Genomic DNA, 20,855 nt, shown 5'->3' on the forward strand with positions numbered 1-20,855 from the left:
GACCCCACATCGTCATACCGCCCAGCCTCGTCGTGCGGACCTCGGCGATCCGCCAGCGAGACCCAGAGGCGACCACGGCCTCCGGCTGACCGGGGGCGATCGGGCCGGAGACTCACTCGCCTCCGCCCCCGCCGCCGGCCCCCGTCCCTCCGCCCAACCGATCAGCCAGACACGCCAGATACAACGCCATCGTGGTCCGGTGGTCCCGCAACGGCCGGCCGGTCGTCTGTTCGATCTTGTTCATCCGGTAGACGACGGTGTTGCGGTGGATGTGCAGGGCCTCGGAGGCGCGGACGAGGTTGAAACCGCTCTCGCACCACGCCGTGATGGTGTCGCGCAGGACCGGCCAGTCCGGCTGGTCGCGCAGGCTCGCGGTGGTGCGTTCGATCAGGCGGTTGCGGGCCGACTGGGACACCGCCGTGAGGGCCTGGTGGACGCGCAGGTCGGTGATCAGGTGGACGGGGGAGTCGCTCGCCACGCGCGCCCCGAGGCGGAGCGCGTCGCAGGCGTCCTGGTAGGAGTCGTGGAGGCCGATCACGGAGGCGGCCGGTTCGCCGATACCGGCTCGGGCGACGAGACCGTCCTGCGCGGCGATGACGTCGGTGGTCCGCCGGCAGTCGTCCAGCAGGGAGGTCACCGGGCGCCGGTCCGGGAGTCTGCGCAGGACGCCGATCCAGCCGGGAGCCGTGGAGGCGATGATGTCCTGGGGGTCGGCGAAGACCTCGCGGACCGTGCGCAGCAGTTCCGAACGGACCAGTGCCATGTCCCGGGTGGGTGCGCCCTGACGTCGGGCGCCCCCGTCGGGGACCCGTACCTCGATGGCGACCGCGACCCGCCGCAGCCGTAGGTCGAAGCCCAGCTCGGCGGCCCGGAACAGCAGGAAGTCGCCCTCCACGACCTGCGGGTCGTACGACGCGACGTCGGCCAGCAGCTTCTCCGCCGCCCGCTCGGCGAGCAGGCGGGAGCGCAGCATCACGGACTCCCTGAGCAGGATCTCCGTCTGGCGTTTGACGAGCAGCCCGAACCGGCGCACCTGCGCGGGCGTTCCGGTGATCCCGACCGTGCCCACGGCCTTCCCGTTCGCGACCAGGGGCAGGGTGACTCCCGGGCGTACTCCGCGCAGTCGCTGTGCCTGCGACGCGTTGTGCGTGGCGGGTTCCTGGGTGCGGACGACCTCGACGGACGCCTCGTGGAAGCTGCCCACCCGGCTGCTGTCGCCGCTGCCGATGACCAGGCCGCCCGCGTCGGTGATCAGCACGTTGAAGCCGATGACGGCGGTGGTGTCGGAGGCGATCTCCTGCGCGAGTGACGGGCTCAGCATGAGCGGTACTCCCGTCGACGGGGCGGGCCCGGGTGGACGCACCGTACAGCGGATCGATCGAATTCGGCCACAAGTCTGTACGGAGTACACGGTGACGTAACCGGAGCCGGTTCGTAGCGTATGGCCCCAATCGCATCCGCAATCACGTTCTCGATCCATCCCCCCTCACATCCCCGCCGGGGGCACAGCGCGGTGAGTCGGCGGGCTCCCCCTCCGCATCCTTCAGCATCGTTACGGAAGGCCCATGCCGATGATCCGTATGCGTCCGCTTGCCGTCTCCCTGTCCGCCACCCTCCTGCTCCTCGGGACCGCAGCCTGCGGCTCCGGTGACGACGACGGCCCCAAGAACGTGTCGGCGAAGACCGCCGCGCTGGGCACCCTCACACCCGGCGTCATCAAGGTGGCCGTACAGCCGTACGCCCCCTACACCAGCGTCCAGGGCGACAAGATCGTCGGCCTGGACGGCGACATCCTCAACCACGTGGCCAAAAAGCTCGGCCTGGAGGTCGAACCGCAGGTCACGGACTTCGCCGGCATGCTCGCCGGGGTGCAGTCCCGCCGTGTGGACATCACCGTCGGCGGTGTCGCCTGGTCCGCGGACCGGCAGAAGCAGGGGCTGTTCACCGACCCGCCCTACTACTCGCCCCCGGCGATGGCCGTCCGCAACGGCAAGACCTACAAGACCGTCGACGACCTCGAGAATCGGAGCCTCGGCACCGTCGAGGGCTATGTCTGGGTCAAGTCGATCCAGTCCGTCCCCGGCGCCAAGCTGCACGCCTACCCCGACGCCAACGGCGTCTTCGACGACCTCGGCGCGGGCCGCGTCGACGTCGGCTTCCTCGACCCGCTCCTCATCATCGCCGCACAGAAGGAACGCCCGGAGCTGAAGATCAGCACCCAGTACCTGACCCCGCCGACCGCCGCCCAGGTCAAGGCGAAGCCCGCCTACGCCTACTTCCAGCCGTACCAGACCGGCTTCTACCTGCCCAAGAAGGCCACCAAGCTGGAACAGGCGATCTCCGCGCAGATCGACGCCATGTACACGAACGGCGAGATGGCCAAGCTCGTCGAGAAGTACGGCGGCGACCCCGAGCAGTTCCTGAAGCCGGCCGCCGACGTCGCCACCGCGCGCCGGGGCGTGGACCGGCCGCAGGACTGGAACCCGCCGACCATCGCGAAGTGAGGGGACGACATGTCCGGCCTCTTTCAGGTTCCCTGGTCCGACTACCGGCCCGACCTCGTCGACGCCCTGTGGCGCACCGTCTCCTACACGGTCGTGAGCTTCGTCGGCGCGGTCCTGCTCGGTCTCGCGGTGGCGCTGCTCCGGCTCAGCAAGGCGTGGCCCGCGCGGGCCGTCGCCGCGGTCTACACCGAGGTGTTCAAGAACGTCCCCCTCCTCGCCATCATCTTCCTCACCTACTTCGGCCTGGCCTCGGCGGGCATCCGGCTGGACGTCTTCACCGCCGGCTGCCTCAGCCTCGTCGTCTTCTACGCCGCCTACCTGTCCGAGATCTTCCGCTCCGCGATCAGCGGGGTGCACGCCGGACAGACGGAGGCCGGGGAGGCGCTGGGCCTGGGCCGGGCGGGCATCTTCGGGCACATCGTGCTGCCGCAGGCCGTACGGCAGGCGCTGCCCGGCACCAACACCATGCTCGTCGACCTGCTGAAGTCCACCTCGCTGCTGGTCACCGTCTCCGCCGCCGAGCTGATGTCCGAGGGACGGCTCATCACCTCGGCCACCTTCCGGGCCCTGGAGGTGTACCTGGTCATCTCGGCCATCTACTTCGCCCTGTGCTACCCGCTCTCCCAGCTGCTCCTGCTCCTCGAACGCAAGGTACGGGCGGGCATCCCCCTCTCCCCGTGGCGACGACGGCGCCTGAAGGCGGCCCGCGCCCTGCTCGCCCCGGCCGCGGAGACCGACATGAAGGCAGGCGCCGTATGACCGAGTCGGTCACCACCCCGCAGACCACGCCTCGGACACAGCCAGAGGCCGTCGTACGGATCAACGGCCTGAGCAAGTCCTTCGACGGCCGCCTCGTCCTCGACCAGGTGGACCTGGAGGTCGACCGCGGCCGGATCGTCAGCGTCATCGGACAGAGCGGCGGCGGCAAGACGACCCTGATGCGCTGCGTCAACCTGCTGGAACGGCCCGACCGCGGCACGATCGAGGTCGCCGGAGAGGTGGTGCACAGCGACGGCCGCACGGTCTGCCGCGACCTGCCCCGGCTGCGCCGTACCGTCGGCATGGTCTTCCAGCGGTTCAACCTCTTCCCGCACCTGACCGCAGTGGAGAACGTCGTCCTGGCCCAGCGCAAGGCGGGCATCCCGGAGCAGGAGGCGCTGGAGCGTGCCGTCACGCTGCTGCGCCGCGTCGGCGTCGCACACCGCGCCCTCGGCCGGCCCGAGCAGCTGTCCGGCGGCGAACAGCAACGTGTCGCCATCGCGCGGGCCCTCGCCCTCAAGCCCGAGCTGCTGCTCTTCGACGAGCCCACGTCCTCCCTGGACCCCGAGGCGACCCGGGAGGTACTGAGCGTGATGCGCGAACTCGCCGCGGACGGGATGACGATGCTGCTGGTCACCCACGAACTCCCTTTCGCCCGCGAGGTGTCCGACCACGTCGTCTTCGTCGACGGCGGCCGCATCGTGGAGGAGGGCAGGCCCGAGGACGTGCTCGACAACCCCTCCCAGGCCCGCACCCGGGAGTTCCTCGCCTCGTACGGAACCGCGTCATGACCGGTACGCCGACTCTCACCGGCGACGGACCCGTGGTGGTCGTCGGGGGCGGTGTCGTAGGACTGTGCACCGCGTACTACCTGGCGACGGCCGGACTTCCGGTGGAGGTCGTCGAGCGGCGCGCGCTGGGCTCGGGGGCCTCCCGGGGCAACGCGGGCTGGGTCTGCCTCAGCCACTCGACGCCCGTCCCGTCCCCCGGCGTGCTGCGCTACGCCCTGCGCTCCGTGGGCCGTCCGGACTCGCCGCTCTATCTGCGGCCCCTTCCCGACCCGGCGTTCCTGCGCTGGCTGTGGCGGTTCTGGCGCAGCAGCGCACCGGCCGCCTTCCGGCGGGGCTACGCGGCGATCGCCGACCTGAACCACGACACCTTCGACCTCTTCGACGGGCTGCGCGAGGCCGGGGTGGCCACCACCCTGACCCGGCCCGGCATGGTGCACGCGTTCCTGTCGGAGGCCGAGGCCCGTCATCACCTCGCGATCCAGCGGGAGATGGCGGAGGGCCACTATCCGATGCCCGACGACATCACCACGGGCGACGAGGCCCGGCTGCTGGACGGCGCGCTCTCGTCCAAGGTGCGCGCGGCCTACCTCGTCGAGGGCGAGGGCGTGGTCGATCCGGAGGGGTTCGCCCGCGGGCTCGGCGAGGCGCTCGCCGCCGCGGGGGTGAAGGTCCACGAGAACGCGGAGGTCACCGGATTCCGGTCCGCGGCAGGGCGGGTGACCGCACTGCGGACCGACCGGGGCGAGATCCCCTGTTCGGCCGTCGTCGTCGCGGCCGGAATGCGGTCCCCGGCGCTGCTGCGCGAGCTCGGACACCGGCTGCCGCTCCAGGCCGGCAAGGGCTACAGCTTCGCGGTGGACCTGGACCCGGCACCCCGGCACACCCTGTACTTCGGCGAGCGACGGGCCGTCGCCTCACCGATCGGCACCACCACCCGGATCGGCGGCACGATGGAGCTGAGCGGCAACAACAACCGCCTCGACTGGCGCCGGATCGTCGCGGTGGCGCTCGCCAGCCGCCACTACCTGGGCCGGTGGTTCGACGACCCCGACGACCTGGTGAGCCTGATCCGCGACCCCTGGGTCGGCGGCCGGCCCTTCCTGCCGGACGGCCTCCCGGTGATCGACCGGCTGCCGGGCCGGGAGAACGTCTTCGCGGCCACCGGCCACGGCATGCTCGGCGTCACCCTGGGTCCGGCCACCGGCCACCGGCTCGCCGAGTACATCCGTACCGGCCACCGCCCTGAGGTCCTCGCCCCGTTCGGCTTCGACCGGCTGCGCGGCTGAGGGGGCACGGCGGCCGGCGCTCTCACGCCACGATCGCCATCCCGCGATCCGTGGCGTTGAGCCGCCTTCCCCCGTCCGGCGTGCACGTCACGACGTCCGCGATCCGTACGCCGAAGCGGCCCGGCAGACGCACCCCGGGGCCCATCGAGAGGCACATGCCGGGGACGAGGAAGGTCTCCTCGCCCTCGGTGAGGTACGGCGGCTCGTGTGCGGTGACTCCGATGCCGTGGCCGGTGCGCTCGGCGGCGTACCCGCCGTACCCCGCGTCCTCGATCAGCCGGCGTGCCCGGCGGTCGACCTCCTGGCAGGTCGCGCCGGGGGCGACCGCCTCGCAGGCCGCCTGCTGGGCCGTACGGACGAGGGCGTGGACCGTGCGTTCCTCCTCCGCCGGTTCGCCGACGTGGACCGTGCGGGTCAGGTGCGAGGCGTAGCCGTCCTTCAGACCGCCGAAGTCCAGGACCACCATGTCGCCCTTCTTCAGCGTCCGTTCGCCCGTCCTGTGGTGCGGGTCCGCGCTGTTCCGGCCGGACGCCACCGCGGTGAAGACCTGGCTGTGGCCGCGTTCGCGGAGCAGGCGGGCGAGGTCGGCGGCCACGTCGAACTCGCGGCGGCCGGTGAATCGTAGGGAAAGGATCTCCTCGTACACCGCGTCCGCCGCCGCTGCCGCCGACGCGAGGCGGGCCACCTCGTGGTCGTCCTTCACGGCGCGCAGCAGTGGCAGTACGACGGTCAGGGGGCGGTAGGTGGTGAGGGGGAGCGCTTCCTGGAGGCCCAGCAGGTGTATCGCCCAGGTCGTGTCGGAGACGCCGTAGCGGCCGTTGGGGAGCAGGAGGCCGGTGGCTGTCGCGTACGGGTCCTGGCCGTCGCGCCAGTCGGAGACGCGGACCGCCTCCGCGCCGGGCGCCGCCTCCGCGTCGGGGCGTTCGAGGGACGGGACCAGCAGGCGGGGTTCGGAGCCGGGGGTGAGGACGAGGACGGTGAGGCGTTCCGTCGCGGCGGGGCGGTAGCCGCAGAGCCACTCCAGGCCGGGGCCGGGGGTGATGAGCAGTCCGGCCAGGCGGGCCTCGGCCGCGTCCCTGACCGCCCTGGTCATGCGGGCCGCGTAGTCCTCCTCCGTGAAGGGGGCGGGGGTGTCGTCCATGGGGCTCCTCCGACCGCTGCCGTCGTCCGGTTCATCGTCCGAGGAGGGAGGTGCGGGGTGCCCGGGGGCGTAGACCGACCGGGTGAGGGTTCAGGCCGCCTCGGGGCCGAGTGAACGCTCCGTCACCCGGGCCAGATGGCGGTGGAAGACCTCGCGGGTGTCCGGGGTCAGCGTGCGCAGCGCCACCAACGCGGTGATCACCACGTCGCACAGCTCACCCTGCACGTCCTCCCAGGTGTGGCTGACGCCCTTGCGCGGGTTCTGGCCGATCGCCCCGATGACGGCCTCGGAGACCTCGCCGACCTCCTCGGAGAGCTTCAGCATGCGCAGGAGGAGGCCTTCACGGCCGCTCACCGGCTGATCCGTCTCCAGCCAGGCCCACAGGGCGTCGACGGATGTCCACAGGTCCTCGGAGGACGTGCCGTGATCACTCATGCGGAGCAGCTTCCCACGGGGGCCGACGGGTCGGGCAAGGCGCTCGGCTGGTCTCGGATCCGGCCGGAGCTGCCGAAGTGGCCGCCCTCCCTGCGTCGGACAAGGGACAAGGCCACCGCCCTTGCCCGGCCCCGCCTCGGGCGAGGGGACAGGGACACCCACCCCGCCCCACCTCTACCCCCGCACCACCCCTACGTCAGACAGCCCCCACCTACTCCCCGAACAACGCCTCCTCCTCATCGAAGAGCGCCGTCTGCGCGTCATCGCCCCCGTCCCTCTTCTCCCGCAGCCGCAGACCCCGCGCCCCCACGACCGCCGCGGTCACCAGCCCCGTCGCCGCGAGCGCCACCGGCACCATCCATCCCCGGTTGACCGTGTGGCCGAGGGCGTGGTCCAGGGAGATCCGGCCCGGCCCCGTCACCGCCAGGCCCGCCGCCGTGAGACCCAGCGTGGCCGCGTACTCGTAGCCGCCGCCCGCGTTGAAGAAGCCGTTGGGGGCGTGCACCGCGGACGCGCCGGCCATCGCGCCGGCCGCCGCCGCGCCCGCCGCCGGGGTTGCCAGGCCCAGTGCCAGCAGGGTGCCGCCGCCCGCCTCGGCCAGCCCCGCCGCCGTGGCGCTCGCCCGGCCCGGCGCGTAGCCGACGGACTCCATGAACTGGCCGGTTCCCTCCAGGCCGCCCCCGCCGAACCAGCCGAGCAGTTTCTGCGCGCCATGGGCGGCCAGCACACCCCCGGCTCCCAGCCGGAGGAGCAGCAGGCCCAGATCACGTCGGTCGTAAGCGGTCACGATGACTCCCAGCAGAAGTGGAACGAGACCCCCCTCGCGTTTCCACCGTCGCACCGCTCACACCTGCCCGGAATACTCGCGCCGCCGTTCGGGTGGCGGCCCCGGGGGCGCGGTGTGAGTCTGGCTGGCATGACGATTCAGACCGCCAGACTCAGCGACCCGGCCGTCCGCGCCTTCGTCTCCGCCGTCAACGCCCATGACCGCGAGGCCTTCCTGTCCCTGCTCGCGCCCGGCGCGACCATGGCGGACGACGGCAGCGACCGTGACCTCGACGAGTGGATCGACCGGGAGATCTTCTCCTCCCACGGCCACATCGACGTCGACAACGAGTCCAACGGAGGCCGTTCCCTCCTCGCCCACTACAGCAACGACACCTGGGGCGAGATGCGCACCCGCTGGGACTTCACGGTCGAGGAGGACGGCAGGATCTCCCGCTTCGAGACCGGCCAGGCCTGAAGCCCCGAGAACCCCCTCGCCGAACCCCTTGCCCTGAAGCGCACTTCAACTCCTAGCGTTCGGGCATGGAGATCACACGCACTCTCGGTCGCTCCGGCATCGAGGTCAGCGCACTCGGCTTCGGCTGCTGGGCGATCGGCGGCGAATGGCAGGACGCGGACGGCCGGCCCCTCGGCTGGGGCAAGGTCGACGACGAGGAGTCCGTACGGGCGGTGCACCGCGCCCTCGACCTCGGCATCACCTTCTTCGACACGGCGGACACCTACGGCGCCGGACACAGCGAGCGGGTGCTCGGACGGGCCCTGGGCAAGCGGCGGGACGACGTGATCGTCGCCACCAAGTGGGGCAACGTCTTCGACGAGGAGACCCGCACCCGCACCGGCGTCGACGACACCCCGGCCCACGCCCGCCGCGCCCTCACGGCGTCCCTCGACCGGCTCGGCACCGACCATGTCGACCTGTACCAGCTGCACCTGAACGACCTGGACCCCGAGCGCGCGGCCGAACTCCGGGACCTGTGCGAGGACTTCGTGGGCGAGGGGCTGATCCGCGCCTACGCCTGGAGCACCGACGACCCGGCCCGTGCCGCGTTGTTCGCGGAGGGGGAGCACTGCACGGCCGTACAGCACGCGCTCAACGTGCTGCAGGACACGCCCGAAATGCTGGCCCTGTGCGAGGAGTTGAACCTGGCCAGCATCAACCGCAGCCCGCTCGCCATGGGGTTGCTGGCCGGTAAGCGCCAGGGGCCGAAGGATCCCGGTGACATCCGCAGCAAGCCCCCGGTCTGGCTCCAGGGCTTCGGCGACGGTACGTCCGCCGACCCGGAGTGGCTGTCCCGCATCGACGCGCTGCGGGAGATCCTCACCAGCGAGGGCCGCACCCTGGCTCAGGGCGCCCTGGCCTGGCTGTGGGCCCGGAGCCCGCGCACGGTTCCCATCCCCGGCTTCCGGTCGGTGGCCCAGGCGGAACAGAACGCGGGGGCGATGGAGAAGGGGCCGCTCACCGCCGAGCAGCTGACCGAGGTCGACAGCCTTCTGGAACGGTGAGCGGCCCCGCCTCGAACGGCTGCTAGCCCTGAGCCAACGACTGTTCGATCAAAGTGAGTTGTCCCGCCTTGATGGTCGCGAGGCGGGGTGACCGACGAGCGATCGACGAGTCATGGGTGACCAGGATGAACGTCAGCCCGTACTCGTGCCACAGCCCCTCCAGCAACGCCATGATCTCGTCGCGCATCGACTCGTCGAGGTTGCCGGTCGGCTCGTCGGCGAGCAGCACCTTCGGCTTCTTGACCAGCGCACGCGCGATGGCCACCCGCTGCTGCTGACCGCCGGACAGCTCGGAGGGCGCGTGGGTGAGCCGCTCACCCAGCCCCACCGAGCGGAGCGCATCCGCGGCCCGCTCGCGCCGTTCCGCCGGCTTCACCCCCAGTGGGACCATCGCCGTCTCGACGTTCTCCTGCGCGGTCAGGGTCGGGATGAGGTTGAACGACTGGAAGATGATGCCGATCTTCTCGGCCCGCAGCCGGGTCAGTCTGGCCTCGCTGATCTTCGCCAGGTCGACGCCGTCCAGTTCGACGCTGCCCTCGGTCGGGCGGTCCAGGCCGCCGATCATCTGCAGCAAGGTGGACTTGCCGCCACCGGTGGGGCCCTGGATGACCAACTGGTCGCCGTCCTCGATGGTGAGGTCGACGCCCCGCAGCGCCTCCACCGTCTCCTTGCCGCGCGTGTAGCGCTTGGTGACGCCGGTGAGTCTGTACATGGGAACTCCGTAGAGAAGAAGAAGTGGGGAAGGCGGCAGGCGTTACGACACGCTGCGCAGCGCGTCCGCGGGTCGCATCCGGGAGGCCCGCCACCCGCCCATCGCCCCGGCGATCAGCCCGCCGGTCACCGCGAGGCCCACCGCGAGCGCGATGGTGGTCATCGAGACGGGCGCGGTCAGCGCGATCTCCATGGTGTTCTGGGTGGCCTGCTGACCGGGGCCGCCACCGCCGGGGCCGCCCGCACCGCCACCGCCGCCGGTGTTGCCGAGCTGCGCGGTCAGCTTCGGGCTGATCATCGTCACGGCGTACGCGGCCGCGAGGCCGAGGCCGATACCGAGGGCGCCGCCGAGCAGGCCGTTCACGATCGACTCGCCGACGACCTGCCGGGTGACCCGGCGGCTCGGCCAGCCGAGCGCCTTCAGGGTGCCGAACTCGCGCACCCGGCGGGAGACCGCCGAGGAGGTCAGCAACGCGGCGACCAGGAAGGCGGCGACGAGCACGGCGACGGACAGCCACTTGCCCACGCTGGTCGCGAGGTTGGAGGCGGTGGACAGGGACCCCGAGACGGTCTCCGCGAGATCGGCGGAGGTCGTGACGGTCGTACCGGAGATGTTCTTCTGGATCGCCGACTTGACGGAGTCGATCTGCTGCGAGTCGCTCGCCTTGACGTAGATCGTGGTGACCTGGTTCTTGGCGTCGGCCAGCGTCTGCGCCTGCTGCAGCGGCAGGTAGACGTCGGTGGTGGACTCGCTGCTGTCGGGCGTCGCGATCCCGATGATCGTGTACTTGGTGCCGGAGATCTTCAGGGTCCCGCCGACCTTGAGGGAGTTCTCCTTGGCGTACGCCTTGCTGACGACGGCGACCTTCGCGTCGGTCTGCGCGGCGGTGAAGGTCTTGCCGGTGGTGATCTTGGAGCCGGCCAGCGGGCCGAGCGTCTGGTCGGTGACGTCCACGCCGGCGACGGAGTAGGAGTTCACATCGAAGTCGGCGCCGCCGCCCTGGACCTGGGGCGCTGCGGTGCTGCCACTGCTGCCGCCGCCCGGGCCGCCCTGGCCGCCGTTCCCGGTGCTTCCACCGGAACTCTGCGCCTTGCCCTGGGTGAAGGAGCCGTCGACCTTGGTGACGTTCAGGGTCAGCGCGCCCACCGCGCTCGCCACGCCACTCTGCCGGGAGACCTTGGTGACCACACTGGACGCCAGGGCCTGACCGCCCTGGGTCATCACGCGGTCCGAACTCTGCGTGTCGTCACTGTCGTTGGAGTTGGCGTCGAACTGGAAGTTCGGTCTGCCCGAACTTCCGGACGTCGGGGCCGACCTGGCCTTGGTGACGGTCATGTCGGTGCCGAGTCCGTAGAGCGACTTCAGGACCTTGTCCTGAGCCTGTGTCATGCCGGCCGACACCGAGTTGACGGTGATGACCAGCGCGATACCGAGCGCCAGACCCAGAGCGATGACCAGGGCCGCCTTCTTGCGCCGGCCCAGCTCGCGCTTGAGATAGATGCCAAACATCCCGTTCCTCGAAGGTTCTTGGCGCCCGCTGTGGGCGCGCCCTCAAGGTAGGGACGCAGCATTGCGCGGCCGTGAGGAAGGGATATGTGCCGGCTGAGAAGGGATGTGCGCGAGCTGAGAATGTTGCGCGGCGGCCGTCCACGGACCGGTGCGCACCTCGCGGTCCCACGCGAGATCCACCCCCACCCGGTCGATGGATGGCCGCCGCGCTCCCCCCTCGGATGCGGTCGGCGGAACGCCACTCCCCAAGTGTGAAGCTCTTGTGGAGGGCGCGTGACGAGCATAAGCCGCCAACCAGCCGCGGTGGGGTGGAAGGTCATATTCCGTTTGGGGAGATCGGCTGCTCAGCCACGCCCCACATACGGCATCGCCGTCGCCAGTACGGTCGCGAACTGCACGTTCGCCGCCAGCGGCAGCTCCGCCATGTGCCGCACCGTGCGCGCCACATCGGCCACGTCCATCACGGGTTCCGGAGCGACCTCCCCGTTGGCCTGCAACGCCCCGGCCCCCATCCGCGCGGTCATGTCGGTCGCCGCGTTCCCGATGTCGATCTGCCCCACCGCGATGCCGTACGGCCGCCCGTCCAGCGACAGCGACTTGGTGAGGCCGGTGAGCGCGTGCTTGGTCGCGGTGTAGGCGACGGAGTGCGGCCGGGGGGTGTGCGCCGAGATCGAGCCGTTGTTGATGATCCGTCCGCCCTGCGGATCCTGCTCCTTCATCTGCCGGTACGCCGCCTGCGCGCACAGGAACGCCCCGTTGAGGTTGGTGTCCACCACATGCCGCCAGGCGTCGTACGGCAGTTCCTCCACCGGCGCCCCGCCGGGACCGAACGTCCCCGCGTTGTTGAACAGCAGATCCACCCGCCCGAACCGCTCCACGGTGGCGGCGAACAGCGCGGCCACGTCGTCCGGCTGTGACACATCGGTGCGTACGGCGATCGAGGCGCCCCCGGTGTCGTCGGGAGCCAGTGCCGCCGTCCCCTCCAGCGTCTGCGTGCGCCGACCCGCCAGGGCGACCGACCAGCCCGCGCGCAGCAGCTCCACGGCGACCGAGCGACCGATGCCGGAACCCGCGCCGGTCACCACCGCGATCCTCGAATGTTGCGCAGTTTGCTTGGCATTCATGGCCCCGCAGCGTACGGGAGGGCCCGAGCGGGGTCCGCCATGCGAAACACATCCGTCCGCCATCTGAGTGTTGTGTACGTGCCAAGCAGTCGTCGTTCCCGGCCACTCCAATTGCCTCCTGCATCCATCAGTCAGGGGAGGACCGGATGACACTCGACACCCAGCCGTCACAGCACGCCCCCGAACTGCGCGCCGCCGCCCGGCACATGGGCCGCCGCCGCTTCCTGACCGTCACCGGCGCCGCCGCCGCGCTCGCCTTCTCCGTGAACCTGCCCGCCGCCGGCACGGCGAGCGCCGCCGAGCTCGACGCCGCGAAGATCACCGAGAACCCCTTCACTCTCGGCGTCGCCTCCGGCGATCCGCAGCCCGACTCCGTGCTCCTGTGGACCCGCCTCGCCCCCGTCCCCTTCCAGTCCGACGGCGGCCTCCCGGCCGAACGCGTCCTGGTCCACTGGGAACTGGCGCACGACGAGAGATTCCGCAGGATCGCCAGACGCGGCACGGCCGTCGCGCACCCCGAGTTCCACCACACCGTCCACGCCGAGGTCGGGCACCTCGACGCCGACCGCTTCTTCTACTACCGCTTCCGCGTGGGCAGGTGGATCAGCCCCACCGGCCGCACCCGCACCGCACCGGCCCCCGGCAGCCGCGCCGCGGCCCTCACCTTCGCCGCGGTCTCCTGCCAGGCGTACACCGACGGCTACTTCACCCCGTACGGCCATCTCGCCGCCGAGGACGTCGACATGGTCTTCCACCTCGGGGACTACCTGTACGAGTACGCGGTCAACTCGGTGGGCGGATACCGCAACTACACCGACCGCACCCTCCCGGCGGTCTTCAACCGCGAGACGGTCACCCTGGAGGACTACCGCCTGCGCTACGCCCTCTACAAGTCCGACCCGGACCTGATGGCCGCGCACGCCGCACACCCCTTCGTCGTCACCTGGGACGACCACGAGACCGAGAACAACTACGCCGACGAGACCCCCGAGAACAGCGTCCCGCCGGAGGAGTTCCTGCTCCGCCGCGCCGCCGCCTACCGCGCCTACTGGGAGAACCAGCCGCTGCGCCGCCCGCAGCAGCCCGCGGGCCCGGACATGCAGCTGTACCGGCGCCTGCACTGGGGCCGGCTCGCCCAGTTCGACGTCCTCGACACCCGCCAGTACCGCTCCGACCAGGCCTACGGCGACGGCCTCGACCTGCCAGGCCCCGAGATCGACGACCCGGCGCGCACCATGACCGGAGAGACCCAGGAGCGGTGGCTGCTCGACGGCTGGCGCGATTCACGGGCCCTGTGGAACGTCGTACCGCAGCAGGTGAACTTCTCGCAGCGCAAGCTCGACCTCACGGACCCGGCCCGGCTGTCGATGGACTCCTGGGACGGCTACCGGGCCTCCCGCCGCCGGATCCTCGACGGGGCCAAGTCGGCCGGCATCGACAACCTGATGGTCCTCACCGGTGACGTGCACGTCGCGTACGCCTACGACATCAAGGACGACTTCGACGACCCGGCCTCCCGCACCCTCGGCACGGAGATCGTCGGATCGTCGATCGCCAGCGGCCGGGACGGCGCCGACAAGCCCGCGACCTGGGACACGTACACCCGGGCCAACCCGCACTTGAAGTTCTACAACGGGCTGCGCGGCTACGTGACCGTCGAGCTGGGCCGCGAGCGGGCCCGGGCCGACTTCAGGAGCGTGCCGTACGTGACCAGGCCCGGGGCGCCGATCGCGACGGCCGCGTCCTTCGTGACGGAGGTGGGGAACCAGGGGCTCACGCCGGCGTGAGTTCCGTCTCACCGATCTCGCCGGGATAGCGGACGCCCACGCGGTCACGGATCGCGTCGAGCGTCCGCATCACCGCGAGGGTGCCCTCCAGCGGCACCAGCGGCGACTGGGTCTCACCGGCCCGCAGCGCGCGCATGACCTCGCGGGCCTCGTGCTTGAGGCTGTTGCGGGGCCCGTCGGCCGGGTCGGCCACGAACTCCTCCGGGTCGCGCCCGTCGCGGTGCAGCACGAAACGGTCCGGGTGGAAGAAGCCGTTCGGGATGTCGATCCGGCCCAGCGAGCCGGTGACCGACGCGATCGTGGCGGTGCCGCCGGTCAGGGAGCAGTGCAGGGAGGCGAGCGCCCCGTCGTCCCAGGACAGCAGCGCGCCCGTCTGCAGGTCCACGCCCTCCTCGGAGAGCACCGCCTTCGCCGTGACGTCCGAGGGCTCCCCGAGCAGCAGATGCGCGAACGACACCGGGTACACCCCGAGGTCGAGGAGCGCGCCCCCGCCCTGCGCCGGGTCCCGCAGCCGGTGCGCGGGCGGGAAGGGCCCGGCGAGCCCGAAGTCGGCCTGCACCGTGCGGATCTCGCCGATCGCGCCGTCGTCGACGAGGGCCTTGAGCCGCCGGATCAGCGGGTTGCAGTACATCCACATGGCCTCCATGAGGAAGCGGTCGTGCTCCTTCGCGAGCGCGACGAGCTCCTCGGCCTCCCGCACGTTCAGCGTGAACGCCTTCTCGCACAGCACGTTGCGGCCGGCGGTCAGGCACAGCCCGGCGGCCGCGCGATGCGCCGCGTGCGGGGTGGCGACGTACACGACATCGATGTCCGCGTCCTCGGCCAGGGCGACCCAGTCGCCGTACGCCCGCTCGATCCCGAACCGCTCCGCGAACGCCTTCGCCGAGGCCTCGGACCGCGAGGCCACCGCGACCACCTCCGCGTCCGGCAGATCGACCAGGTCCGCGGTGAACGCGGCCGCGATCCCGCCCGTCGCCAGAATCCCCCAGCGCACGCTCTGCTCCGTCGTCATCCCGGTCCCACCCTCGCTCACGTGACCCTCGGCACTCTGTACGAGCTGAGAGCATAGGTGCCGGATCATTGGGAGAGGGAGGGGCACATGCCCGAGCAGGGGGGACCGACACCGCACCTGGAGCAGCGGGCGGCCGCGACGGACAAGGCACCACCCACGGTCGCCGTCCGCCGCACCGGCCTGTTCGTCACCCTGCTCCTCGGCGGCCTCACCGCCACACCACCGCTGGCGATGGACATGTACCTCCCCTCGCTGCCGGAGGTCACCGACGCCCTGCACGCGCCCGCCGCCACCGTCCAGCTCACCCTCACCGCCTGTCTGCTCGGCATGGCGCTCGGACAGCTGGTGGTCGGCCCGATGAGCGACCGCTGGGGCCGCAGGCGCCCGCTGCTCACCGGTCTCGTCGTGTACGTCGTCGCCACCGCGCTGTGTGCCGTCGCGCCGACGGTGGAGTTCCTGGTCGGCTTCCGGCTGGCGCAGGGTCTCGCGGGCGCGGCGGGCATAGTGATCGCCCGGGCCGTGGTCCGGGACCTGTACGACGGCGTGGCGATGGCCCGCTTCTTCTCCACTCTCATGCTGATCGGCGGGGTCGCGCCGATCGTCGCGCCGCTGATCGGCGGGCAGATCCTGCGGGTGACGGACTGGCGGGGCGTGTTCGTGGTCCTGACGGTCATCGGCGCGCTGCTCGCCGCCCTGGTCTGGGCGCGGCTGCCCGAGACCCTGCCGGCTGCGGAGCGGCACACCGGCGGCGTCGGCGAGGCCCTGCACTCGATGCGCCGTCTCCTCGCCGACCTGCCCTTCACCGGCTACCTGCTCACCGGCGGCTTCGCCTTCGCCGCGCTGTTCGCCTACATCTCGGCGTCCCCGTTCGTGATCCAGGAGATCTACGGCGCCTCCCCGCAGACCTTCAGCCTGCTGTTCGGCGTGAACTCCGTCGGGCTGGTCATCGTCGGCCAGATCAACGGCAAGGTGCTGGTGGGCCGGGTGAGCCTGGACCGTGTGCTGGGCGTGGGCCTGCTGATCGTGACGGCGGCGGCCACGGCGTTGCTGCTGATGGCGACAGGGACCTTCGGCGAGGTGGGCCTGGCTCCCGTCGCCGCCGCGCTCTTCGTCCTGATGTCGGCGATGGGCGTCACCCTGCCCAACGCCCAGTCCCTCGCCCTCCTGCGCACCAAGCACTCCGCCGGCTCCGCCTCCGCCCTGCTCGGCACGTCCTCCTTCCTCATCGGTGCGATCGCCTCCCCGCTGGTCGGGATGGCCGGGGAGGACACGGCCGTCCCGATGGCGGTCGTCCAACTGGCGGCAGCACTGGTAGCGCTCACCTGTTTCATGGCAATGTGCCGTTCTGGGAACACGCGTGCGACTACGGAGGGAGCGGGGAGCTGAGCGCACCGAGACTGCGCACCGACACACCGGAACGGGCCGGGCTCGACCCCGGGGAACTCCGGCTTCTCGTCCGGGAGTTCCATGCCCTCACCGCCGGCGCACACCCCTGGGCCCCGGGAGCCGTCCTGGCCGCCGGACGCGGCCCGGTGATCGCCGTGGAGGAGGCGTCGGGCTTTGCCGTCCGCTACGCGTCCTACGACCCCGAGACCGACGCGGGCGTGGAACTGCCCCCGGCCGCACGCGTCCCCGTCCGGGTGGACACCCCCTTCGACCTGGCCTCCCTCACCAAGCTGTTCACGGCCGTGGCCGCGGTGCAGCAGATCGAGCGCGGCACGCTCGGCATAGACGCGCGCGTGGGGGCCTACCTGCCCGACTTCACGGCGGCCGCGGCGCACTCCGTCACCGTCCGCGAGCTGCTCACCCACACCTCCGGACTGCGCCCCGAACTCCCACTTCACGACTGCGACAGCGACGAGGAGCGCCTGGACCTCCTGCGCGCCGAGCCGCCCATCGGTGTCCCCGGCACCTACACCTACTCCGACCTCAACCCGCTCCTCCTCCAGCACGTCCTCGAACGCATCACCGGCCGCCCCCTCGACGTCCTCCTCCACGAGGGCATCACCCGCCCCCTCGGCATGACGTCCACCCGCTTCGGCCCCTGCCCCGGAGCGGCCGCCACGGAGGACCAGCGCCGGCCGTGGGCCAAAGGCGGACCGGGGGATGCTGCGGGGCCAGGTCCACGACGAGAACGCGTGGGCGCTGGGCGGAGTGGCGGGCCACGCGGGCCTCTTCTCGACCGCCCGCGACCTCGCGATCTTCTGCCGGACCCTGCTGGCGGGCGGCGCGTACGGCCCCGCCCGCATCCTCGGCCCGGACTTCGTGGAGCTCCTGCTGACCCCACCGGGCCTGGGCTTCGCCATCGACCAGAAGTGGTTCATGGGCGAACTCGCGGGACGGGGCGCGGCCGGCCACACCGGCTTCACGGGCACGTCCCTGGTCCTGGACCCGGCGACGGACACCTTCGTGGTCCTGCTGGCCAACACGGTCCACCCACGAAGACGCCCCCCGGACAACAGACCGAGGGCGCAGCTGGCGACGAGGGTGGCGCGGGCGGTGAGGGGGACGTGAGCTCTTCCGGCCGTCCGCCTGTCCGGCGTTTGAGGACGAGGCCCCTTCAGGGCCGATGGGGGTCCGGGGGCGCAGCCCCCAGCGGGGTCGAAGGGGCAGCGCCCCTGGGGACGGGACGGGTAGGGGCGGCGGGGGCGAGAAAACCGGCGAGGCCCACCCGCACCGGCCGCCCATAGAATCCTCGGGTGACCGCCCCCGCACTCCCGTCCGAAACCCTCCGCACCGCCCTCGCCACCCTCCTCGACGGCCTCCCCCCGAAGCAGGCGGCCCAGGCGGTGGACCGCCTGATCGCCAACTACCGCGGAGTCACCCCCACCGACAGCCCGATCCTGCGCGACCGCGCGGACGTGGCCGCCTACGCCGCGTACCGCATGCCCGCCACCTTCGAGGCGGTCCACGCGGCCCTGGAGGCGTTCGCCGAGGCCACCCCCGACTGGACCCCCACCGGTCACACCGACGTCGGCGGCGGGACCGGCGCCGCCACCTGGGCCGTCACCGCCACCTGGCCGGGCGACCGCGCGGTCACCGTCCTCGACTGGTCCGACCCCGCGCTCGCCCTCGGCCGCGAGATCGCCACCGCGAACCCGGCCCTGCGCGACGCCCACTGGCAGCGCACCAGGATCGGCAAGGACCTCACCCTGCCCGCCACGGATCTGGTCACCGTCTCGTACGTCCTCAACGAACTCACCCCCGCCGACCGCACCGCCCTCGTGGACACCGCGGCGGCGTCGGCACAGGCCGTCGTGATCGTCGAGGCCGGCACCCCCGCCGGGTACGCCCGCGTCATCGAGGCCCGCGACCGGCTGATCGCCGCCGGCTTCCGGATCGCCGCGCCCTGCCCGCACAGCGCCGCGTGCCCGATCGTCCCCGGCGAGGACTGGTGCCACTTCTCGGCGAGGGTCAGCCGGTCGTCCCTCCACCGTCAGGTCAAGGGCGGCTCACTGCCGTACGAGGACGAGAAGTTCAGCTACGTGGCGGCGACCCGGCTCCCGGCCACTCCGGCCCCCGCGCGGGTGATCCGCCGGCCGCAGATCCGCAAGGGACAGGTTCTCCTCGACCTGTGCGAGCCCGACGAGCAACTGACCCGGCGCACGGTCACGAAGCGGCACGGTGACCTGTACAAGGCGGCGCGGGACGCGGCGTGGGGCGACCCCTGGCCTCCGTCGGACAGGCCGTAGCCCCGGTCCGCGGTGGCCCGGTCACGACGAAGCTTCCCCCGCCGCTTCCCCCTCCCGCTTCTCCTGGAGTTTCCGCAACAGCTCACGCTTGTACGCCTGCGGGTCCCGCGCGCCGCCGATCCGGCCGTCGCCGTCGCCGCCGCGCAGGGCCTTGCGGCCGATGTTGCTGCGCGTGCCGCCGACTCCGAGCATGCCGCCCGATCCACCTCGTGTCATGACCTGCTCCCTCACTCATCCGGTTCATGACGAGACGTCTCGTCTCGCTCAACGCATCCACTCTCCGGCGAGACGCACCGTCTTGTCAACCTGGTAAGTTCGCCCCATGGCCACCCATACCTCCAAGCAGCCCGCCGCCCCCGACACCACCCGACGCAGCGAGAAGTCCCGCCGCGCCATCTACGACGCCGCCCTCGACCTCGTCGCCGAGGTCGGCTACCCCAAGACCACGATCGAGGGAATCGCCGCCCGCGCCGGTGTCGGCAAGCAGACGATCTACCGCTGGTGGTCGTCGAAGGCGGAGGTGCTGATGGAGGCCTTCCTCGACCTGAGCGACCAGGCGGCACGGGAGGCCGGTCCCGAGGCGACGTACACCATTCCGGACACCGGTGATCTCGCCGCCGACCTCAAGGCCGTACTGCGGCTCACCGTCGACCAGCTCAAGGACCCCCGCTTCGAGGCCCCCTCCCGCGCCCTGGCCGCCGAGGGCGTCGTCAACGAGCAGGTCGGCCGGGCCTTCATGGCCAAGCTCCTCGAACCGTCGCTCCAGCTCTACGTCGACCGGGTGCGCGCCGCCCAGGAGGCCGGCCAGGTGCGCCCCGACGTCGACCCGCGCATCGCCCTCGAACTCTGGGTCTCCCCCCTCGCCCAGCGCTGGCTCCAGTACACCGGCCCGATCACCTACGACTACACCGACACCCTCGTCGACTACGCCCTCCACGGCATCGCACCCCGCTGAGCCGCCCGCGAGACGCTCACTCACGCTCAAATCCGCTCAGGGCCCCCCGGAGCGGAAGAAGGTGGGACCATAAGGCATGCTGTTCCGCACGACAGCGAGGCGAGGGTGATAGATGAGCGCGGAGTCGGGGGGCCTGACCGGCCTGCAGGGCAAACTCTCCCAATGGCTGCGCGGACGCCGGCCGAAGGAGGCCGACGCCGGGGACGAAGGCGGTCGTGAGGCCCTGCTGCTGGCCGCTGCCTCAGCGGGACTCCCGCTCGCGCCCGCCGCGCATCCCGCCCCCGGGTACCGGTGTTCCTGTGACCGGGTCGGATGTCCCACGCCCGCCCGCCATCCCGTGTCCTTCGCCTGGCAGACCCAGTCGACCACCGACCGCGCGCAGATCGAGCGCTGGGCCCGGCACCAGCCGCAGGCCAACTTCATCACCGCGACCGGCATGGTCCACGACGTCCTCGACGTCCCCCTGGAGGCCGGGCGGGAAGCGCTGGAGCGGCTCCTCGACTCCGGGATCGAAGTCGGACCCGTCGCCGAGAGCGACGACGGCCGGCTCCTGTTCTTCACCCTCACCCGCGGCACCCCCGAGGAGGAGGACGAGTGGTGGCCGTGCGAACTGGACTGCCACCCCGAGACGGCGGACGAACACCCCGGCCTGCGCTGGCACTGCCGGGGCTCCTACGTCCTCGTACCGCCCGCCCGGCTGCCCGGCGACCAGACCGTGCACTGGGTCCGCGGCCCCGAACACCCGCTGCCCGACCCGCTGAGCCTCCTGGAAGTCCTCACCGACGCCTGCTCCCGCTACGTCGGCGAGGAGCCGGACCACGAGAACGCGGCCTGGCCCCTGCGCCGGTAGCGAGCGGGC

The 20,855-nt window shown here is 71.7% G+C and carries 20 protein-coding genes and 1 pseudogene; 12 read left to right on the top strand and 9 right to left on the bottom strand.

Annotated elements, in window-relative coordinates:
* Nucleotides 1-112: 112 nt before the first annotated feature.
* Nucleotides 113-1,321 (bottom strand): sugar diacid recognition domain-containing protein, encoded by a 1,209-nt coding sequence (locus tag M2157_RS34155; RefSeq protein ID WP_280867160.1) that lies wholly within the window; start codon nucleotides 1,319-1,321, stop codon nucleotides 113-115.
* Nucleotides 1,322-1,565: 244 nt separating this feature from the next.
* Here M2157_RS34155 and M2157_RS34160 point away from each other — a divergent pair, with 244 nt between their 5' ends.
* From M2157_RS34160 to M2157_RS34175, 4 genes are read left to right on the top strand one after another with little or no spacing between them, the layout of a single operon-like run.
* The gene (locus M2157_RS34160) at nucleotides 1,566-2,504 is read left to right on the top strand and encodes a transporter substrate-binding domain-containing protein (protein ID WP_280857179.1); all 939 of its coding nucleotides are present in this window, start codon (nucleotides 1,566-1,568) and stop codon (nucleotides 2,502-2,504) included.
* A 9-nt stretch (nucleotides 2,505-2,513) separates the two neighbouring features.
* Nucleotides 2,514-3,263, top strand: coding sequence for an amino acid ABC transporter permease (locus M2157_RS34165; RefSeq protein ID WP_280857178.1), 750 nt, complete (start codon nucleotides 2,514-2,516; stop codon nucleotides 3,261-3,263).
* Nucleotides 3,260-4,054, top strand: coding sequence for an amino acid ABC transporter ATP-binding protein (locus M2157_RS34170; protein WP_280857177.1), 795 nt, complete (start codon nucleotides 3,260-3,262; stop codon nucleotides 4,052-4,054). The genes M2157_RS34165 and M2157_RS34170 overlap by 4 nt, the downstream gene beginning before the upstream one ends.
* Nucleotides 4,051-5,340, top strand: a complete 1,290-nt coding sequence (locus tag M2157_RS34175; protein ID WP_280857176.1) for an FAD-dependent oxidoreductase — start codon at nucleotides 4,051-4,053, stop codon at nucleotides 5,338-5,340. The genes M2157_RS34170 and M2157_RS34175 overlap by 4 nt, the downstream gene beginning before the upstream one ends.
* Before the next feature lie 22 nt (nucleotides 5,341-5,362).
* Here M2157_RS34175 and M2157_RS34180 read toward each other — a convergent pair whose 3' ends face one another.
* The 3 genes from M2157_RS34180 to M2157_RS34190 form a co-directional block, all read right to left on the bottom strand.
* Complete coding sequence (locus M2157_RS34180) at nucleotides 5,363-6,481, bottom strand: M24 family metallopeptidase (protein WP_280867161.1); 1,119 nt, start codon at nucleotides 6,479-6,481, stop codon at nucleotides 5,363-5,365.
* Nucleotides 6,482-6,571: 90 nt separating this feature from the next.
* Entirely contained in the window at nucleotides 6,572-6,916 is a 345-nt protein-coding gene (locus M2157_RS34185; RefSeq protein ID WP_280857174.1) for a MazG-like family protein, read from the bottom strand.
* Between the two features lie 211 nt (nucleotides 6,917-7,127).
* The gene (locus M2157_RS34190; RefSeq protein WP_280857173.1) at nucleotides 7,128-7,703 is read right to left on the bottom strand and encodes a DoxX family membrane protein; all 576 of its coding nucleotides are present in this window, start codon (nucleotides 7,701-7,703) and stop codon (nucleotides 7,128-7,130) included.
* 129 nt (nucleotides 7,704-7,832) lie between these two features.
* Between M2157_RS34190 and M2157_RS34195 the strand changes: the two genes are divergently transcribed.
* Both M2157_RS34195 and M2157_RS34200 read left to right on the top strand, forming a co-directional pair.
* Nucleotides 7,833-8,159, top strand: a complete 327-nt coding sequence (locus M2157_RS34195; protein WP_069764392.1) for a hypothetical protein — start codon at nucleotides 7,833-7,835, stop codon at nucleotides 8,157-8,159.
* A 65-nt stretch (nucleotides 8,160-8,224) separates the two neighbouring features.
* The gene (locus tag M2157_RS34200; RefSeq protein ID WP_280867162.1) at nucleotides 8,225-9,205 is read left to right on the top strand and encodes an aldo/keto reductase; all 981 of its coding nucleotides are present in this window, start codon (nucleotides 8,225-8,227) and stop codon (nucleotides 9,203-9,205) included.
* Nucleotides 9,206-9,227: 22 nt separating this feature from the next.
* Here M2157_RS34200 and M2157_RS34205 read toward each other — a convergent pair whose 3' ends face one another.
* The 3 genes from M2157_RS34205 to M2157_RS34215 all read right to left on the bottom strand — a co-directional run bounded on the left by M2157_RS34205 (nucleotide 9,228) and on the right by M2157_RS34215 (nucleotide 12,550).
* Nucleotides 9,228-9,917 carry an ABC transporter ATP-binding protein gene (locus tag M2157_RS34205; protein WP_280867163.1) on the bottom strand — a complete coding sequence of 230 codons (690 nt, stop codon included), beginning with the start codon at nucleotides 9,915-9,917 and terminating at the stop codon, nucleotides 9,228-9,230.
* Nucleotides 9,918-9,959: 42 nt separating this feature from the next.
* On the bottom strand, nucleotides 9,960-11,426 hold the full coding sequence (locus M2157_RS34210; protein WP_280867164.1) for an ABC transporter permease: 1,467 nt from the start codon (nucleotides 11,424-11,426) through the stop codon (nucleotides 9,960-9,962).
* A 344-nt stretch (nucleotides 11,427-11,770) separates the two neighbouring features.
* On the bottom strand, nucleotides 11,771-12,550 hold the full coding sequence (locus tag M2157_RS34215; protein WP_280867165.1) for an SDR family oxidoreductase: 780 nt from the start codon (nucleotides 12,548-12,550) through the stop codon (nucleotides 11,771-11,773).
* Between the two features lie 146 nt (nucleotides 12,551-12,696).
* On the opposite strand from M2157_RS34215, the gene M2157_RS34220 reads away from it, so the two are divergent.
* Nucleotides 12,697-14,337: an alkaline phosphatase D family protein gene (locus M2157_RS34220; protein WP_280867166.1), complete on the top strand. Its 1,641-nt coding sequence runs from the start codon at nucleotides 12,697-12,699 to the stop codon at nucleotides 14,335-14,337.
* On the opposite strand, the gene M2157_RS34225 is transcribed toward M2157_RS34220, so the two are convergent.
* The gene (locus M2157_RS34225; protein ID WP_280867167.1) at nucleotides 14,324-15,349 is read right to left on the bottom strand and encodes a Gfo/Idh/MocA family oxidoreductase; all 1,026 of its coding nucleotides are present in this window, start codon (nucleotides 15,347-15,349) and stop codon (nucleotides 14,324-14,326) included. The two genes, M2157_RS34220 and M2157_RS34225, sit on opposite strands and share 14 nt — an antisense overlap.
* Before the next feature lie 87 nt (nucleotides 15,350-15,436).
* On the opposite strand from M2157_RS34225, the gene M2157_RS34230 reads away from it, so the two are divergent.
* The 3 genes and pseudogenes from M2157_RS34230 to M2157_RS34240 all read left to right on the top strand — a co-directional run bounded on the left by M2157_RS34230 (nucleotide 15,437) and on the right by M2157_RS34240 (nucleotide 19,041).
* Complete coding sequence (locus tag M2157_RS34230) at nucleotides 15,437-16,735, top strand: multidrug effflux MFS transporter (protein WP_280867168.1); 1,299 nt, start codon at nucleotides 15,437-15,439, stop codon at nucleotides 16,733-16,735.
* Nucleotides 16,687-17,863 (top strand): annotated as a pseudogene (locus M2157_RS34235) (serine hydrolase domain-containing protein). The gene M2157_RS34230 and the pseudogene M2157_RS34235 overlap by 49 nt, the downstream one beginning before the upstream one ends.
* Before the next feature lie 185 nt (nucleotides 17,864-18,048).
* Nucleotides 18,049-19,041, top strand: coding sequence for a small ribosomal subunit Rsm22 family protein (locus M2157_RS34240; RefSeq protein WP_280857165.1), 993 nt, complete (start codon nucleotides 18,049-18,051; stop codon nucleotides 19,039-19,041).
* A 21-nt stretch (nucleotides 19,042-19,062) separates the two neighbouring features.
* Here M2157_RS34240 and M2157_RS34245 read toward each other — a convergent pair whose 3' ends face one another.
* The gene (locus M2157_RS34245) at nucleotides 19,063-19,257 is read right to left on the bottom strand and encodes a DUF6243 family protein (protein ID WP_280857164.1); all 195 of its coding nucleotides are present in this window, start codon (nucleotides 19,255-19,257) and stop codon (nucleotides 19,063-19,065) included.
* 106 nt (nucleotides 19,258-19,363) lie between these two features.
* Here M2157_RS34245 and M2157_RS34250 point away from each other — a divergent pair, with 106 nt between their 5' ends.
* Nucleotides 19,364-19,996: a TetR/AcrR family transcriptional regulator gene (locus tag M2157_RS34250; protein ID WP_280857163.1), complete on the top strand. Its 633-nt coding sequence runs from the start codon at nucleotides 19,364-19,366 to the stop codon at nucleotides 19,994-19,996.
* 112 nt (nucleotides 19,997-20,108) lie between these two features.
* Nucleotides 20,109-20,846, top strand: a complete 738-nt coding sequence (locus tag M2157_RS34255; RefSeq protein ID WP_280857162.1) for a bifunctional DNA primase/polymerase — start codon at nucleotides 20,109-20,111, stop codon at nucleotides 20,844-20,846.
* The last annotated feature ends 9 nt before the right edge of the window (nucleotides 20,847-20,855 follow it).

It is taken from the genome of Streptomyces sp. SAI-127 (assembly GCF_029894425.1).
Lineage (GTDB): Bacteria > Actinomycetota > Actinomycetes > Streptomycetales > Streptomycetaceae > Streptomyces.

Bases quoted from the DNA above. Each gene is read 5' to 3' on its own strand.
- M2157_RS34215 (WP_280867165.1), bottom strand. From the start codon at position 12,550: ATGAATGCCAAGCAAACTGCGCAACATTCGAGGATCGCGGTGGTGACC.
- M2157_RS34205 (WP_280867163.1), bottom strand. From the start codon at position 9,917: ATGTACAGACTCACCGGCGTCACCAAGCGCTACACGCGCGGCAAGGAG.
- M2157_RS34250 (WP_280857163.1), top strand. From the start codon at position 19,364: ATGGCCACCCATACCTCCAAGCAGCCCGCCGCCCCCGACACCACCCGA.
- M2157_RS34245 (WP_280857164.1), bottom strand. From the start codon at position 19,257: ATGACACGAGGTGGATCGGGCGGCATGCTCGGAGTCGGCGGCACGCGC.
- M2157_RS34225 (WP_280867167.1), bottom strand. From the start codon at position 15,349: ATGACGACGGAGCAGAGCGTGCGCTGGGGGATTCTGGCGACGGGCGGG.
- M2157_RS34210 (WP_280867164.1), bottom strand. From the start codon at position 11,426: ATGTTTGGCATCTATCTCAAGCGCGAGCTGGGCCGGCGCAAGAAGGCG.
- M2157_RS34230 (WP_280867168.1), top strand. From the start codon at position 15,437: ATGCCCGAGCAGGGGGGACCGACACCGCACCTGGAGCAGCGGGCGGCC.
- M2157_RS34160 (WP_280857179.1), top strand. From the start codon at position 1,566: ATGCCGATGATCCGTATGCGTCCGCTTGCCGTCTCCCTGTCCGCCACC.
- M2157_RS34220 (WP_280867166.1), top strand. From the start codon at position 12,697: ATGACACTCGACACCCAGCCGTCACAGCACGCCCCCGAACTGCGCGCC.
- M2157_RS34155 (WP_280867160.1), bottom strand. From the start codon at position 1,321: ATGCTGAGCCCGTCACTCGCGCAGGAGATCGCCTCCGACACCACCGCC.
- M2157_RS34175 (WP_280857176.1), top strand. From the start codon at position 4,051: ATGACCGGTACGCCGACTCTCACCGGCGACGGACCCGTGGTGGTCGTC.
- M2157_RS34170 (WP_280857177.1), top strand. From the start codon at position 3,260: ATGACCGAGTCGGTCACCACCCCGCAGACCACGCCTCGGACACAGCCA.
- M2157_RS34195 (WP_069764392.1), top strand. From the start codon at position 7,833: ATGACGATTCAGACCGCCAGACTCAGCGACCCGGCCGTCCGCGCCTTC.
- M2157_RS34255 (WP_280857162.1), top strand. From the start codon at position 20,109: ATGAGCGCGGAGTCGGGGGGCCTGACCGGCCTGCAGGGCAAACTCTCC.
- M2157_RS34165 (WP_280857178.1), top strand. From the start codon at position 2,514: ATGTCCGGCCTCTTTCAGGTTCCCTGGTCCGACTACCGGCCCGACCTC.
- M2157_RS34185 (WP_280857174.1), bottom strand. From the start codon at position 6,916: ATGAGTGATCACGGCACGTCCTCCGAGGACCTGTGGACATCCGTCGAC.
- M2157_RS34200 (WP_280867162.1), top strand. From the start codon at position 8,225: ATGGAGATCACACGCACTCTCGGTCGCTCCGGCATCGAGGTCAGCGCA.
- M2157_RS34180 (WP_280867161.1), bottom strand. From the start codon at position 6,481: ATGGACGACACCCCCGCCCCCTTCACGGAGGAGGACTACGCGGCCCGC.